Origin of the sequence: Pseudomonas sp. NLJ1 (assembly GCF_049486705.1) — a bacterium.
GTDB classification, from domain to species: Bacteria; Pseudomonadota; Gammaproteobacteria; order Pseudomonadales; family Pseudomonadaceae; genus Aquipseudomonas; species Aquipseudomonas inefficax.
Genome location: NZ_CP137735.1, coordinates 1764663 through 1778502, shown reverse-complemented (window position 1 = coordinate 1778502; position 13840 = coordinate 1764663). Strand labels below are relative to the sequence as shown.

Annotated in this window: 13 protein-coding genes; 8 read left to right on the top strand and 5 right to left on the bottom strand. The window is 63.1% G+C overall.

Annotated elements, in window-relative coordinates; genetic code table 11:
- Positions 1-105: 105 nt before the first annotated feature.
- From R9B85_RS07920 to R9B85_RS07910, 3 genes are read right to left on the bottom strand one after another with little or no spacing between them, the layout of a single operon-like run.
- Complete coding sequence (locus tag R9B85_RS07920; RefSeq protein WP_112250326.1) at positions 106-672, bottom strand: cob(I)yrinic acid a,c-diamide adenosyltransferase; 567 nt, start codon at positions 670-672, stop codon at positions 106-108.
- Position 673: 1 nt separating this feature from the next.
- The gene (locus R9B85_RS07915; protein ID WP_112250327.1) at positions 674-2704 is read right to left on the bottom strand and encodes a sensor histidine kinase; all 2031 of its coding nucleotides are present in this window, start codon (positions 2702-2704) and stop codon (positions 674-676) included.
- Between the two features lie 38 nt (positions 2705-2742).
- Entirely contained in the window at positions 2743-3660 is a 918-nt protein-coding gene (locus tag R9B85_RS07910) for a putative 2-dehydropantoate 2-reductase (protein WP_423770957.1), read from the bottom strand.
- 100 nt (positions 3661-3760) lie between these two features.
- Between R9B85_RS07910 and R9B85_RS07905 the strand changes: the two genes are divergently transcribed.
- From R9B85_RS07905 to R9B85_RS07895, 3 genes are all read left to right on the top strand, one after another.
- On the top strand, positions 3761-4246 hold the full coding sequence (locus tag R9B85_RS07905) for a YajQ family cyclic di-GMP-binding protein (RefSeq protein ID WP_016713577.1): 486 nt from the start codon (positions 3761-3763) through the stop codon (positions 4244-4246).
- 113 nt (positions 4247-4359) lie between these two features.
- Positions 4360-5202 (top strand): mechanosensitive ion channel family protein, encoded by an 843-nt coding sequence (locus R9B85_RS07900; RefSeq protein WP_046616540.1) that lies wholly within the window; start codon positions 4360-4362, stop codon positions 5200-5202.
- Between the two features lie 204 nt (positions 5203-5406).
- Positions 5407-6645, top strand: coding sequence for an MFS transporter (locus tag R9B85_RS07895; protein WP_423770956.1), 1239 nt, complete (start codon positions 5407-5409; stop codon positions 6643-6645).
- Positions 6646-6777: 132 nt separating this feature from the next.
- On the opposite strand, the gene R9B85_RS07890 is transcribed toward R9B85_RS07895, so the two are convergent.
- Positions 6778-8325 carry an AmpG family muropeptide MFS transporter gene (locus R9B85_RS07890; RefSeq protein ID WP_112250330.1) on the bottom strand — a complete coding sequence of 516 codons (1548 nt, stop codon included), beginning with the start codon at positions 8323-8325 and terminating at the stop codon, positions 6778-6780.
- Between the two features lie 43 nt (positions 8326-8368).
- Complete coding sequence (locus R9B85_RS07885) at positions 8369-8722, bottom strand: MGMT family protein (protein ID WP_075046251.1); 354 nt, start codon at positions 8720-8722, stop codon at positions 8369-8371.
- A gap of 166 nt (positions 8723-8888) precedes the next feature.
- Here R9B85_RS07885 and R9B85_RS07880 point away from each other — a divergent pair, with 166 nt between their 5' ends.
- The 5 genes from R9B85_RS07880 to groL all read left to right on the top strand — a co-directional run bounded on the left by R9B85_RS07880 (position 8889) and on the right by groL (position 13654).
- Positions 8889-9899 carry a DUF481 domain-containing protein gene (locus R9B85_RS07880; RefSeq protein ID WP_112250332.1) on the top strand — a complete coding sequence of 337 codons (1011 nt, stop codon included), beginning with the start codon at positions 8889-8891 and terminating at the stop codon, positions 9897-9899.
- A 175-nt stretch (positions 9900-10074) separates the two neighbouring features.
- Positions 10075-10806 (top strand): HugZ family protein, encoded by a 732-nt coding sequence (locus R9B85_RS07875; protein ID WP_112250334.1) that lies wholly within the window; start codon positions 10075-10077, stop codon positions 10804-10806.
- Between the two features lie 67 nt (positions 10807-10873).
- Positions 10874-11335 (top strand): FxsA family protein, encoded by a 462-nt coding sequence (locus tag R9B85_RS07870; RefSeq protein WP_207879790.1) that lies wholly within the window; start codon positions 10874-10876, stop codon positions 11333-11335.
- A gap of 334 nt (positions 11336-11669) precedes the next feature.
- Entirely contained in the window at positions 11670-11963 is a 294-nt protein-coding gene (locus R9B85_RS07865; protein WP_003260750.1) for a co-chaperone GroES, read from the top strand.
- A gap of 50 nt (positions 11964-12013) precedes the next feature.
- Positions 12014-13654 carry a chaperonin GroEL gene (gene groL, locus R9B85_RS07860; RefSeq protein ID WP_085626533.1) on the top strand — a complete coding sequence of 547 codons (1641 nt, stop codon included), beginning with the start codon at positions 12014-12016 and terminating at the stop codon, positions 13652-13654.
- Positions 13655-13840 lie beyond the last annotated feature (186 nt).

Sequence of the window (13840 nt, the reverse complement as noted above, 5' to 3'; positions counted from 1 at the left end):
GCGGCCCGATCGCGACACAAGGCCGCTCCTACAGGGGTATGCGACACGGTTCTCCTGTAGGAGCGGCCTTGTGTCGCGACGGGCTGCAAAGCAGCCCCAGAAATATCAGCCTTTTGGTTTCTCAGCAGGCTGCCACAAAACCTCAGCCACCCCCTGCCGCCGCCCGATGATCCGCGCCGCCACAAACAGCAGATCGGAAAGCCGGTTGATATACGCCAACCCAACCCCCGCCAACGGCTCCAGCGCATTCAGCTGCTGGCACCGCCGCTCCGCACTGCGCGCCAGGCTGCGGCACACATGCGCCTGAGCCACCAACGCCGAGCCACTGGGCAAGATGAAGTTCTTCAACGGCCCCAGCTCTTCATTCCAAACATCGATCGTCGCTTCCAGGCGTTCCACCTCTGCCAGGTTCAGCGCCTGATAGCTGGGCATCGCCAGCTCACCGCCCAGGTCGAACAAGCGGTGCTGACACGGCGCCAATACCGCGCTCACTTCATCCAGGCCTTGTTCGGCCAGCCCCGCCAGCAGCAGACCCAGCTGGCTGTTCAGGCTGTCCACTTCGCCGATCGCCTCGATCCGTGGGTGGTCCTTGGGTACCCGGCGCCCGTCGCCCAGGCCGGTTTCGCCTTTGTCGCCGGTGCGGGTGTAGATCTTCGACAGGCGGTAGCCCATGTCATTTCTCCGTTTTGGCCGGCGTCACCGCTGCCGGCTGGCCGAGGGGCAGGCGCAGGGTGAAGCAGGTGCCCTGGCCGGGCGTGGACTGTACTTCCATCTGCCCCTTGTGGTTGTTGGTGATGATGAAGTACGAGACCGACAGGCCCAGCCCGGTACCCTGGCCGATTTCCTTGGTGGTGAAGAACGGCTCGAAAGTGCGCTTGCGCACCCCCTCGGGCATGCCGACGCCATTGTCCTCGACCTGGATTTCTGCCCATGGCGGGTTCAAGCGGGTGCGCAGGGTGATGCGCCCGGGCTCGCTTGGCTGCGGCCGTTGATGAATGGCCTGGGCGGCGTTTTTCAGCAGGTTGAGCAGCACCTGCTCCAATTCGTTGGCGGTGCATGGCACCGGCCCCAGTTCGGGGTCGAACTGCCGCACGATGGCCTGGCCCTTGAAGTCGAAGCCGATGGCCAGGTCGAAGTCGTTGCCGGCGATCTCCACCGCCTGGTCGATCAGCGCCGGCAGGTCGCATGGCGCCAGTTGGCGGTTGCTGCGGCGGCTGAAGCTGAGCATGTGGGTGACGATTTTCGCAGCCCGGGCACCAGCCTGCTGGATGCCGTCGAGCAATTGCGGCACTTCGCGGCTCTCCAGGTAGCGGTTGACCGTGGGCAGGTCGATGCCCAGTTCCTCTGCCTGTTCCTGATTGCGCGGCAGCTCTGGTGACAGGCGTCGGCGGATGTTCTGCACGTTATGCAGGATCGCGCCCAGCGGGTTGTTGATCTCGTGGGCCATGCCGGCGGCCAGGCCGCCGACCGAAAGCATCTTCTCCGATTGCACCATCATTTCTTCCAGCGACAGGCGCTGGGTGATGTCGTCTATACGGATGACCACGCCACGGCCGCCGCCACCGGTCAGTGGGTAGAAGGTCAGGGCGTAGTGGCGCAGGTCGTCGCCCTTGGGCCAGGTGACCCGCTCGATCTTCGCCACGCGGTGCTTTTCCACGGTTTCCTTCAGCTGCGGCAGGAACGGCTTGAGTGGTTCGAAGGCAATGAAGATCGGCTGGTTCAGCGCTTCGTCCAGTGGCGTGCCGGAAAGCACCGTGGCTTCGTGGTTCCACTGGGTCACGTAGAGCTGTTCATCGAGGGCGATAAGCGCCGAGGGCATCGAGTCGATGATGCTGTTCAGGTAATTCTGGAAACCGGTCAGTTTTTTCTCGATCTTGCTGCGCACCTGGACTTCCAACTCCAGCTTGCGGTTGGTGTGGCGGGTTTCCTCGGCCAGGCCCTGGGCCTGGTCATAGGCCTCCTGGAACTCGTCGCGGGTGCGCTTGAGCTGCTGTTCGCGGGCCTCGATGCGCGAGAGCATGGTGTTGAACGCTTCGGCCAGGCTACCGATTTCATCGTCGTTGCCGCGCTGCGCACGCAGGGCATAGCTCTCTTCGCGGGTGACCTGGCGGCTGAGTTCTTCGAGCTGGTTGATCGGCTGGGTGATCAGGCGTTTGATCTGCCGGGCGATAACGATCCACAGCAGGATGCTGAACACCAGGATGCCCAGGCTGGCGCTGAGGGTGCCGGTGTAGAAGGCCGTGGGCAGTTCGCTGCTGGCCACCAGCAGCAGGTGCGCCGGTGGGTTGGCGTCACGTGGCATGCGGATCAGCTGGGTACTGCGAAACTCCATCAGGCGCCAGCCGTCGATGTCGCGAAAACGCCTGGGCAGGGCCAGCGGCTCGCCGTGCTGAAGCTGCGCCAGTATGCGGCCATCGCCACCGTAGACGGCGGCGGCGCGCAGCGGTGTGTAGCTGTCCAGTTCCTTGAGCAGGGCGCTGGCGGTGTCCGGTGCATCGCCGGCGCGTGCCGCCAGCTGCGGGTTGGCCACCAGCCGGCCGATGGTGTGCAGTGCCTGTGGCGCCATGCTTTCCTGGGTGATCCAGTAGGCGGCGCTGATGAAGGTGAGGTTGGCCACCAGCAGGATGGTCACCAGCAACACCAGCAGGGCTGCCAGCAGCTTCTGCCCGACCGGGAGGTTTTCCAGGCGTTGGCGCAAGGTCATGGGTTAGGCAATATCCGTATCCGGTTGAAAGGGCCGCGTCAGTCGCAGGGCAAACCACGCGCACGCAGGTTATCGACCAGGCGCTGCAGCAGGCGTTCCAGCTCTGGCAGCTGCAGGCCATGTCGGCCGGCGGCGCGGCAGGCGTGGCCAAGCAGGTAGTGCACCTCGGTGCGCCGGCCTGCGCGTACATCCTGGTACATGGAAGAGTAGTTGGCCGCAGTGGCGAGGATTACCCGCTGTACTTCTTCGTCCAGCCCGTCTGCCGCTTCTGGCTGGCCACAGCGGCGCAGCAGTTGGGCCAGCTCGGCGCACAGGGCGTCCACTTCGCCCAGATGTCCCAGCAGCCCGCCGTTCTGGCAGTCATGCAGCACGGTCAGCGGGTTGATGGCGCAGTTGAGTGCCAGCTTGCGCCACAGGCGGGTGAGGATATCCACCGTCCAGTCGGCGGGGATGCCGGCCTGATGCAGGTCATCGAACCAGGCCGGGGTCGTCGGGTTGCGAGGGTCACCCAGCCAGTTGAAGCCGTGGCCGGCAAAGCGTACCTGCCAGTCACCCTTGCGGAACGCCCCTTCGGTACTTGAGGCGAAGATGCAACGCGCGTGGGGCACCAGGTCGGCGACCTCGTCCTGGCTGCCCAGGCCGTTCTGCAGCAGCACCACTTCGGCGCCCTCGGCCAGACGCGCTGCCACGCCGGCGATGGCCGGGGCGGCGTCGTAGGCCTTGCAGGCCACCAGCAGGCGATGGATCGGGCCGCGTGCCTGCGCGGTTTCGGCGGGGATGGCGTAGTGGCGGGGCTGGTCCTGTTCGACCAGGGTCAGGCCACCGGCCTGCTGGTAGGCCTGCAGCCGTTGCCCGTCACGCAGGATCAGGCGCACTGCCTTGCCCGCGCGCGCCAGGCGGCAAGCCCACAGGCTGCCCAGGCTACCGGCGCCGAGAATATGCCAGGTGCTGCTCATATGCGTTTCGCAACCCGTTATAATGAGCCCGCATTTTAACCGTCAAACCCAGCGCGCTCCATCTTCAGCCTGAGCGCGCTTTTATTTTGGGAGAACAACCATGCCTTCGTTCGACGTGGTATCGGAACTGGACAAGCACGAAGTGCAGAACGCGGTCGACAACGCCATCAAGGACCTGGACCGTCGCTACGACCTCAAGGGCAAGGGCACCTTCGAGTTCAAGGACAAAGAGCAGACCGTGATGCTCACCGCCGAGGAAGAGTTCCAGCTCGAAGCGATGCTGGAAATCCTGCGCCTGGCGCTGGTCAAGCGCAAGATTGACGTAAAGTGCCTGGAAACCAAGGACCCGTACGCCTCGGGCAAGGAAAAGAAACAGGAAGCCAAATTCCGCGAAGGCATCGACAAGGACCTGGCGAAGAAGATCGTCGCCACCATCAAGGATGGCAAGCTGAAAGTGCAGGCCGCCATCCAGGGCGAGCAGGTACGCGTTACCGGTAAAAAGCGTGACGACCTGCAGGAAGCCATTGCCCTGCTGCGTACCAAGGAATTCGACATGCCATTGCAGTTCAACAACTTCCGCGACTGATCGCAGGGTTGTCCGGAACCCCGATGGCGTAATGATGTCCATGGGGGCCAAGGCCGCCGAACCGAGGGCGGCCTGCTATACGTGTACATGCCGTTCGGCATCAGGAGATGAATATGGATTTGAACGCTGAAGTCGATCAGCTGGTCCGCCAATCGCAGACCTGGGTCCCCTTGATCATGGAATACGGCAGCCGCCTGCTGCTGGCACTGCTGACCTTGGCGATTGGCTGGTGGCTTACCAACGTGGTCAGCGATCGACTCGCCAGGCTGGTGGGTTTGCGCGTACAAGACCCGGCGCTGCAGGGCTTCATCCGCACCCTGGCCAACATAATCCTCAAGGTCATGCTGGCGATCAGCGTTGCCTCGATGATCGGCATTGAGACCACTTCGTTCGTGGCGGCGATTGGCGGTGCCACGCTGGCCATCGGCCTGGCCTTGCAAGGAAGCCTGGCGAACTTTGCCGGTGGCGTGTTGATCCTGTTGTTCCGCCCGTTCCGCATCGGTGACTGGATCGAGGCGCAAGGCGTGGCCGGCACCGTCGACAGCATCCAGATCTTCCACACCGTGCTGCGCACCGGTGACAACAAGACCGTGATCATGCCCAACGGCAGCCTGTCCAACGGCATCATCACCAACACCAACCGCCAGCCGACGCGCAAGGTGGTGTTCGATGTGGGCGTGGACTACGAGGCCGACCTGCAGAAGGCGCGCAACGTGCTGCTGGAGCTTGCGCAGGACCCACGCGTGCTGCCCGACCCGGCGCCGCAGGCAGTGGTCGCAACCTTGGGCGACAGTTCGATCACCGTGTCCTTGCGCTTGTGGACCAAGACCGCCGATTACTGGGATGTGATGTTCATGCTCAACGAGCATGCGCGTGACCGGTTGAAGGCCGAAGGGATCGACATTCCGTTCCCGCAGCGTGTGATTCGCGTGGTGCAGGAGACTGCAGCGCAGTAATACCGCGTTGTCATCGGTTGGGGCCGCTTCGCGCCCCTTCGCGACGCAAGGCCGCTCCTACAGGGAATCGCGTAACCCTTGTAGGAGCGGCCTTGCGTCGCGATGGGGCGCGAAGCGGCCCCGGCTTTTTACACTTGTTCACAGCAATACCCCGCCATTTCTGGCATATAGCCTGACCCCACCTGCCACACCTGATACGCCATCATGAAACCACTGCTGTACATCACCCCGCTGCGCGCCTTGCTGTTCGGCCTGACCCTGGCCCTGTTCGAGCTGCTCACCTACCTGGCCAGCGATGCCGTCATGCCGGCCATGTCGGTGGTGGTCGGCGACCTGAACGCCAGCCCCGAGTACATTCCCCATGCCCTCAACCTGTACCTGCTGGGGGGCGTAGTGCTGCAATGGCTGATCGGTCCGCTGGCCGATCGCTATGGCCGGCGTCCGCTGCTGCTGATCGGCTGCGCGTTCTTCGGCCTGGCCTGCCTGGCCACCTTCTGGGTCCATGACATCGGCCTGTTCAACCTGCTGCGCCTGCTGCAGGGCATCGGCCTGGGCTTTGTGGTCACGGTCAGCTACCCGGCCCTGAACGAAGCCTTCAGCGAGGCGGACGCCGTGCGCATGATGGCCCTGCTGGCCAATATCGCCTTGCTCTCGCCATTGCTCGGGCCGCTGGTGGGCACCTTGCTGCTGCAGTGGCTGGATTGGCGCTGGCTGTTCGTGGCCTTTGCCATTGGCGCGGTTCTGGCCTGGCTGCTGCTGTACCGGCTGATGCCGGAAACGCTTGGTGTGGAGCGTCGTGACGGCTCTCGCCTGGCGTTCACGCCGATCCACCTGCTGCCGCTGCTGGCCGGCTACGGCCAGTTGCTGGCCAACCGCCGCTTTGTCGCTGGTAGCGCGGCCCTGGGCCTGGTCGGTCTGCCGCTGATTGGCTGGATCGGCCTGTCACCGGTGCTGCTGATCCACGACGAGGGGTTGAGCACCATGGAATACGCCTTGTGGCAGTTGCCGGTGTTCGGCGGGTTGATCCTTGGCAACCTGATCATCAACCGCATCGCCGACCGCTATCCGCTGCCGGCACTGGTGCGTGGTGCATTGTGGCCATACCTGGCCGGGCTGTGCCTGATGGTGCTGGCGACCTGGTACTGGCCGAGCGTGACCAGCGTGGTGGCGGGCATGTCGCTGTACGCGCTGGGGTTGGGCGTGGCCAACGCGGTGCTGTATCGCATGACGCTGTTCGCCAGCGAGCAGAGCAAGGGCCTGGTCTCGGCCATGTTGGGGATGATCACCATTGCCTTGCTGGGGTTGGGTGGGGCGCTACTGGCGATGATTGGTGCCGGGGCCAGCTTGCTGCACTTTGCCCTGGCGGCGGGGGTGGCGGGGGCCTTGGCGCTGTGGCCATTGTGGTTTGTGGTGGGTGGGCGAGCCGGGGCTGTTACCCAGTAATCTTCATTGCCTGAACCGGCTTCTTCGCGGGTAAACCCGCTCCCACAGGTACAGCACTGCCCTCGAGAGCTGTGCAGTCCCTGTGGGAGCGGGTTTACCCGCGAAGAGGCCGATACAGGCGGTACAGCCTCTTCAGGGCCTTTGCGCTGCTGAACTTTCCTCGCCCACCGGTTTACCCGGCCCCGCCTCCTGGCGCCACTGCAGAGCAATCAGGATCAAGGTGGGCACGCCCAGCAGGGCAGTGATCAGGAAGAAGTCGTGGTAACCGAACTTCTCTACCATGACCCCCGAATAGCCCCCGATCAGCCTTGGCAACAGCAGCATGATCGAGCTGAGCAACGCGTACTGGGTAGCCGAGAACTTCAAGTTGGTCAGGCTCGACAGGTAGGCGACAAAGGCCGAGGTGGCCATGCCGGAGCTGAAGTTGTCCAGCGAGATGGTCACCACCAGCATTTGCAGGTTCGGGCCCATGTCGGCCAGCATCAGGAACAGGATGTTGGTGCCCGCCGAGGCAGCACCGCCGATGAACAGGATCGGCATGATGCCGAAGCGCACGATCAGCAGGCCACCGATCCCGGCGCCGACCAGGGTCATGATCAGGCCGAAGATCTTGCTGACGCTGGCGATCTGGTCCTTGGTGAAGCCCATGTCGATGTAGAACACGTTGGCCATTACGCCCATCACCGTATCCGACATGCGATAGGTGGCGATCAGGCCGAGCAGCAGCAGGGCCTGCCAGCGGTAGCGTGCGATGAAGTCGTTGACCGGGGTCAGCACCGGCGCCAGGCCGCGACGGCCCAGGCTCGACAGGCACGCCCAGGTCAGCAGTACGTAGAGGATCAGGCGCAGGAAGGCGCGGTCTTCCAGCAACAGGTCCAGTGGCGTTGCATCACCGGAGATGACGCTGGACCAGCCGGTGTTGAACATCTGGGTGAAGCTGGCCGGTACCGAAACCAGCAGGATGATCAGCACGAACACCGATGCCAGCTGGTGCACCAGCCCATAGCGCGCTGCCGACAGCTGGGTACGCATGGGTACGGGCGGTTCGCGCATGATCAGGGTGGTGAACACGGCGGGCAGCATCATCACTGCAAACATGACGTAGGTGCCGGCCCAGGCCTTGTGCAGGTAGCTGAAGCCGGTAGAGCCGAACCATTCGGCGAAGAACAGGGCACCGGCCGTGGCCAGCAGGGCCGCCACGCGGTAGCCGGCCATGTAGCTGGCGGCGAGCGCAGCCTGGCGTTGGTCGTCGGCGATTTCCAGGCGGTAGGCATCGACGGCGATGTCCTGGGTAGCGGAGGCGAAGGCCACCAACACCGCCAATGCGATCAGCCATGACAAGTGTTGCTGCGGGTCGCACAGGCTCATGCCTACCAGCCCGACCACCACCAGCGCCTGCGACAGCAGCAGCCACGAACGCCGACGCCCAAGGCTGCCGAGCAGCGGCAGGCGCCATTGGTCGAGTAGCGGCGACCACACCCACTTGAAGGCATAGGCCAGGCCGATCAGGCTGGCGTAACCAATGGTCTCGCGGGCCACGCCCGCTTCGCGCAACCACACCGAAAGGGTGGAGAACACCAGCATGTAGGGCAGACCGGCGGCGAAGCCGAGCAGCAAAAGTACCAAGGTTGACGGGCTGGCATATGCAGCAAGCGCAGCGCGCCAGGTTTTACGGGGCATGGGCCAACATCTGCCTCAAGTTTGCGAAAACAAAGCGCGCACTCTAACCGCTGTGCTCCATCGGGCGCCAGCCATGGCGCGTCATATCCACACGATTGTTGGTTACATTCACACCCTCCGCGCGCAGTCGCGCCCTTTGTTCATCCCCCGAGGGGGTACCCAGTGCCAGGCTCAGCCGGCCACCAGCGCCAAGCACCCGGTGCCAGGGCAGGCGAGTATCTGCAGGTAGTTGCCCAAGGGTGCGCCCGACCCAGCGTGCCGCCCGCCCAAGCCCCGCCAGCTCGGCCAGCTGGCCATAGCTGACGACCTTGCCGGCCGGCACCTGGCCGAGTACCGAATACAGCGCCGTTCGTCGGCCCTCGGCGGATTCCAGGGCGTGCTCATATCCGTCAGACATCAGGCCCCCACTGGGCTGCAGATGAAACCGGACCGGCGGTCTGGCAAATGAGAGTTGAACTCAACGGCATGCTCCCGGTCTTTCCTTGCTCTGGTCGTGGTTATCTGGATAATGCCCGGCTTTTTTCGCCAAATCGAACCCGTAGTCCGCAGATCATAGCCCGCTTATGTATTCTAGATCCCTGTTGTGCCTGCTTGCTGTTTCCCTGTGCGCCTCCCCGGTGTTCGCCGACACCGTGTGGATGAAAAACGGTGACCGGCTCAGCGGCAAGATCAAAGTCTTCGACGGCGGCAAGCTGCTGCTGGAAACCCCCTATGGCGGTTCCATCGCCCTGGACTGGAAAGAGGTCCAGACCCTGGAGAGCGACCAGGAGATGCTGGTCAAGCAGGACGCCTACAGCGGTGAGCGCGCCAAGTCGCTGAAGGCTGCCGAGCCCGGCAAGGTGACCCTGGCCAATGGCGAGGCGCCGAAGACCGTGGAGCTGGCCAGCATCGAGCAGATCATGAAGCCCAAGCCCCTGGTCGAGGATTTCGTGTGGAAAGGCAACGTCGACGTGGCACTGGATTACAAGCGCGCCGAGAATGACACCGACGACTACGACGTCGGCTTCAAGACCAGCGCCCGCCATGGCCGCTGGCGGCACAACGCCGAAGGCGAGTACAACCGCGAGACCAAGGACGACGTCACCACCACCGACAACTGGAGTGCCGAGTACGCCCTGGACCGCTTCCTCACCGAAAAGTGGTTCTGGCAGGGGCGCGTGGAGTACAAGCGTGACCGCATCGAAGACCTCGCCCGCCAGCGCACCGTGGGTACCGGCCCGGGTTACCAGTTCTGGGACAACGAGCTGGGCGCCTTCTCGCTGGGTTCGCTGATCAACCGCACCGACTTCGAATACCAGGATGGCGCCAAGGACAACTTCTATTCCGCGGCGGTGAAGTGGGACTACACCCGCTACCTGATCGGCAAGAACGTGCAGCTGTTCACCAACGGCGAGTTCGCCAAGCCACTGGGTGGCGTGGCCGATTATGCGCTGGATGCCGAGGTTGGCCTGCGCTACAAGGTCACCGAGTGGGCCTCGCTCAACCTCAAGGCGGAGAAGGACATCATCACCGGTACGCGGGACAGTGACCTGGACAAGACCCGCTATACAGCTGGCTTCGGCGTTACCTGGTGAGTCTTTTGGGGCCGCTTTGCGGCCCATCGCGACACAAGGCCGCTCCTACAGGGGATCGCGTAAGTCCTGTAGGAGCGGCCTTGCGTCGCGATGGGCTGCAAAGCAGCCCCATTGGCACTGGATCTGATAATGCTTATCTTGTCCCATCCAGCCCGCCATCAGGAGCCGCCCCCAAGTGAGTACCAACGCCATCCGCCCCGCCCGGGAACTGCTGCTCAAGGAATACCGCGGCGTGCTCTCGACTCATTCCAAGTCGATGCCCGGCTACCCCTTCGGCTCTGTCGTGCCGTACTGCCTGGATGCCCAGGGCAATCCGCTGATCCTCATCAGCCGCATCGCCCAGCACACCCACAACCTGCAGAAAGACCCCAAGTGCTCGCTGCTGGTGGGTGAGCGCGAAGCCGAGGACGTACAGGCGGTGGGGCGCCTGACGGTGATGGCCGAGGCGCACAAGCTGGTGGAGGAGGCCGCCATCGAGGCCGCCGCCGAGCGCTACTACCGCTATTTCCCGGAAGCAGCCAACTACCACAAGGCCCACGACTTCGACTTCTGGGTGCTGCAGCCAGTGCGCCACCGCTACATCGGCGGCTTCGGCGCGATCCACTGGCTCGACCAGGTGACCCTGGCCAACCCGTTCGCCGGCAAAACCGAGGCAAGCATGGTCGAGCACATGAACAACGACCACGCCAACGCCATCGCCCATTATGTGCAGCTGGCCGATTTGCCAAGCCGTGCGCCAGCGCAGATGGTCGGGGTGGACAGCGAAGGCATGCACCTGCGTATCGGCCAAGCGTTGCACTGGCTGCCTTTCCCGAGTATTTGCAACACGCCGACACAAGTCCGCGAAGCCCTGGTTTTGCTGGCTCGCGCCGACCAGTGGCCGGTTGCGACGGAAGTCGAGGGTTGAAAAGCCGAGCGCACGCATCCATCTGTTGGTCTTACAGGAAGGTTCTCTTCCGACGAGGAATGCTTTGATGCGTGCTTTTCTACTGCTGTTTCTCCTGTTTCCCGTGCTGGAGCTGTTCGTCTTCGTGAAGGTCAGTGCCGCCATCGGTTTCTTCCCGGCGCTGTTGCTGATCATTGCCGGCTCCGCCTTGGGTGTGCTGGTGATGCGCGTAGCCGGGCTGGCCACCGCATTGCGCGCCCGTGAAAGCCTGCAGCGTGGCGAGCTGCCCGCCGAGGACATGTTCCAGGGCATGATGCTGGCCGTTGGTGGTGGCCTGCTGTTGCTGCCTGGTTTCATCAGCGACGTGCTGGGCCTGCTGTGCCTGCTGCCCTTCACCCGTCACCTGGCTGCGCGCAAGATGCGCCAGCGTGCCGAGGCCCAGGCCATGCGCCAGCGCGCCTTCCAGGACGACCCGTTCCAGGCACGCCCACAGGATGGCGGCCATCGCCCGAACGTGATCGAGGGCGAGTACGAGCGCCGCGACAAGTAATAGCTGGGGGGCCGCTTTGGGCCCTTTCGCGACACAAGGCCGCTCCCACAGGGAATGCACACCTCCTGTGGGAGCGGCCTTGTGTCGCGAAAGGGGCGCGCAGCGGCCGCAGCTTTTTGCGGGGCCAAGGCGCTAATGAAAAATTTTCTGAAACAAGCCTTGTAATTGAATATGGCGGCCTCATGTAGTGGTCACCGCAAGGTTTCTGGTGGCAACACCAGTCATTACTCAGGCGGTTCGCCTTGGGCGAGCGGCCTTCCGGCAACGCCGGATAGCATTAACCCGCCGGTGTCGACACCGGCCGATGAAAACCACACTTTGGGAGAGATCGACAATGAAGCTTCGTCCTCTGCATGACCGCGTAGTCATCCGTCGCAGCGAAGAAGAATCGAAAACCGCTGGCGGTATCGTCCTGCCGGGTTCGGCCGCTGAAAAACCAAACCGCGGCGAAGTCGTCGCCGTCGGCACCGGTCGCATCCTGGACAACGGCGAAGTTCGCGCGCTGGCCGTGAAAGTGGGTGACAAAGTGGTTTTCGGCCCTTACTCGGGCAGCAACACCGTGAAAGTCGATGGCGAAGACCTGCTGGTCATGGCTGAAAACGAAATCCTCGCCGTTATCGAAGGCTGATTTCCCCCGACTTCCCGTTACTCCAAAGAATTTCCAAGGATTAAACGATCATGGCTGCTAAAGACGTAAAATTCGGCGACTCCGCTCGTAAGAAAATGCTGGTTGGTGTCAACGTTCTGGCTGACGCGGTAAAAGCGACCCTGGGCCCGAAAGGCCGCAACGTGGTGCTGGCCAAGAGCTTCGGCGCGCCGACCATCACCAAGGACGGCGTTTCCGTTGCCAAGGAAATCGAGCTGAAAGACGCTTTCGAAAACATGGGCGCCCAGCTGGTCAAGGAAGTTGCTTCCAAGGCCAACGACGCTGCCGGTGACGGCACCACTACCGCTACCGTTCTGGCTCAGGCCATCGTCAACGAAGGCCTGAAAGCCGTCGCTGCCGGCATGAACCCGATGGACCTGAAGCGCGGCATCGACAAGGCCACCGCTGCCGTCGTCGCCGAGCTGAAGAACCTGTCCAAGCCATGCGCCGACTCCAAGGCCATCGCCCAGGTAGGTACCATCTCCGCCAACTCCGACAACTCCATCGGTGAAATCATCGCCGAAGCCATGGAAAAGGTCGGTAAAGAAGGCGTGATCACCGTTGAAGAAGGCTCGGGCCTGGAAAACGAACTGTCGGTCGTGGAAGGCATGCAGTTCGACCGTGGCTACCTGTCGCCGTACTTCGTCAACAAGCCGGACACCATGGTTGCCGAGCTGGAAGGCCCGCTGCTGCTGCTGGTCGACAAGAAGATCTCCAACATCCGTGAGCTGCTGCCAGTTCTGGAAGCCGTTGCCAAGGCCGGCCGCCCACTGCTGATCGTTGCCGAGGACGTTGAAGGCGAAGCCCTGGCTACCCTGGTAGTCAACAACATGCGCGGCATCGTCAAGGTTGCTGCGGTCAAGGCTCCGGGCTTCGGCGACCGCCGCAAGGCCATGCTGCAGGACATCGCCGTCCTGACTGGCGGCCAGGTCATCTCCGAAGAAATCGGCCTGTCCCTGGAAACCGCTACCCTGGAGCACCTGGGTAACGCCAAGCGCGTCATCCTGTCCAAGGAAAACACCACCATCATCGACGGCGCTGGCGCCGACGGCGAGATCGAAGCACGCGTCAAGCAGATCCGTGCCCAGATCGAAGAAACTTCCTCGGACTACGACCGTGAGAAGCTGCAAGAGCGTCTGGCCAAGCTGGCTGGCGGTGTTGCCGTGATCAAGGTTGGTGCCGGCACCGAAGTTGAAATGAAAGAGAAGAAAGCCCGCGTTGAAGACGCCCTGCACGCTACCCGTGCAGCCGTTGAAGAAGGCGTGGTGCCTGGCGGTGGTGTGGCCCTGGTTCGCTCCCTGGCTGCCATTGTCAACCTCAAAGGTGACAACGAAGACCAGAACGTCGGTATCGCCCTGCTGCGTCGCGCCGTTGAAGCGCCGCTGCGCCAGATCACTGCCAACGCCGGCGATGAGCCAAGCGTTGTCGCTGACAAGGTCAAGCAAGGCTCGGGTAACTTCGGTTACAACGCTGCTACCGGCGAATACGGCGACATGATCGAGATGGGCATCCTGGACCCAGCCAAGGTCACTCGTTCGGCGCTGCAAGCTGCTGCTTCGATCGGCGGTCTGATGATCACCACCGAAGCCATGGTTGCCGACCTGCCGGAAGACAAGCCAGCTGCTGGCATGCCTGACATGGGCGGCATGGGTGGCATGGGCGGCATGATGTAAGCCAGCCTTACCCCCTGCGCCATCAAAAAGCCCCGGTTCGCGAGAGCCGGGGCTTTTTTGTTTTCCTGTTGGGGCCATTGGGGCTGCTGCGCAGCCCATCGCGACGCAAGGCCGCTCCTACAAGGGATCGCGTAATCTGTAGGAGCGGCCTTGTGTCGCGAATGGGCCGCAAAGCGGCCCCCTGGG

Bases quoted from the DNA above. Each gene is read 5' to 3' on its own strand.
- R9B85_RS07920 (WP_112250326.1), bottom strand. From the start codon at position 672: ATGGGCTACCGCCTGTCGAAGATCTACACCCGCACCGGCGACAAAGGC.
- R9B85_RS07915 (WP_112250327.1), bottom strand. From the start codon at position 2,704: ATGACCTTGCGCCAACGCCTGGAAAACCTCCCGGTCGGGCAGAAGCTG.
- R9B85_RS07910 (WP_423770957.1), bottom strand. From the start codon at position 3,660: ATGAGCAGCACCTGGCATATTCTCGGCGCCGGTAGCCTGGGCAGCCTG.
- R9B85_RS07905 (WP_016713577.1), top strand. From the start codon at position 3,761: ATGCCTTCGTTCGACGTGGTATCGGAACTGGACAAGCACGAAGTGCAG.
- R9B85_RS07900 (WP_046616540.1), top strand. From the start codon at position 4,360: ATGGATTTGAACGCTGAAGTCGATCAGCTGGTCCGCCAATCGCAGACC.
- R9B85_RS07895 (WP_423770956.1), top strand. From the start codon at position 5,407: ATGAAACCACTGCTGTACATCACCCCGCTGCGCGCCTTGCTGTTCGGC.
- R9B85_RS07890 (WP_112250330.1), bottom strand. From the start codon at position 8,325: ATGCCCCGTAAAACCTGGCGCGCTGCGCTTGCTGCATATGCCAGCCCG.
- R9B85_RS07885 (WP_075046251.1), bottom strand. From the start codon at position 8,722: ATGTCTGACGGATATGAGCACGCCCTGGAATCCGCCGAGGGCCGACGA.
- R9B85_RS07880 (WP_112250332.1), top strand. From the start codon at position 8,889: ATGTATTCTAGATCCCTGTTGTGCCTGCTTGCTGTTTCCCTGTGCGCC.
- R9B85_RS07870 (WP_207879790.1), top strand. From the start codon at position 10,874: ATGCGTGCTTTTCTACTGCTGTTTCTCCTGTTTCCCGTGCTGGAGCTG.
- R9B85_RS07865 (WP_003260750.1), top strand. From the start codon at position 11,670: ATGAAGCTTCGTCCTCTGCATGACCGCGTAGTCATCCGTCGCAGCGAA.
- groL (WP_085626533.1), top strand. From the start codon at position 12,014: ATGGCTGCTAAAGACGTAAAATTCGGCGACTCCGCTCGTAAGAAAATG.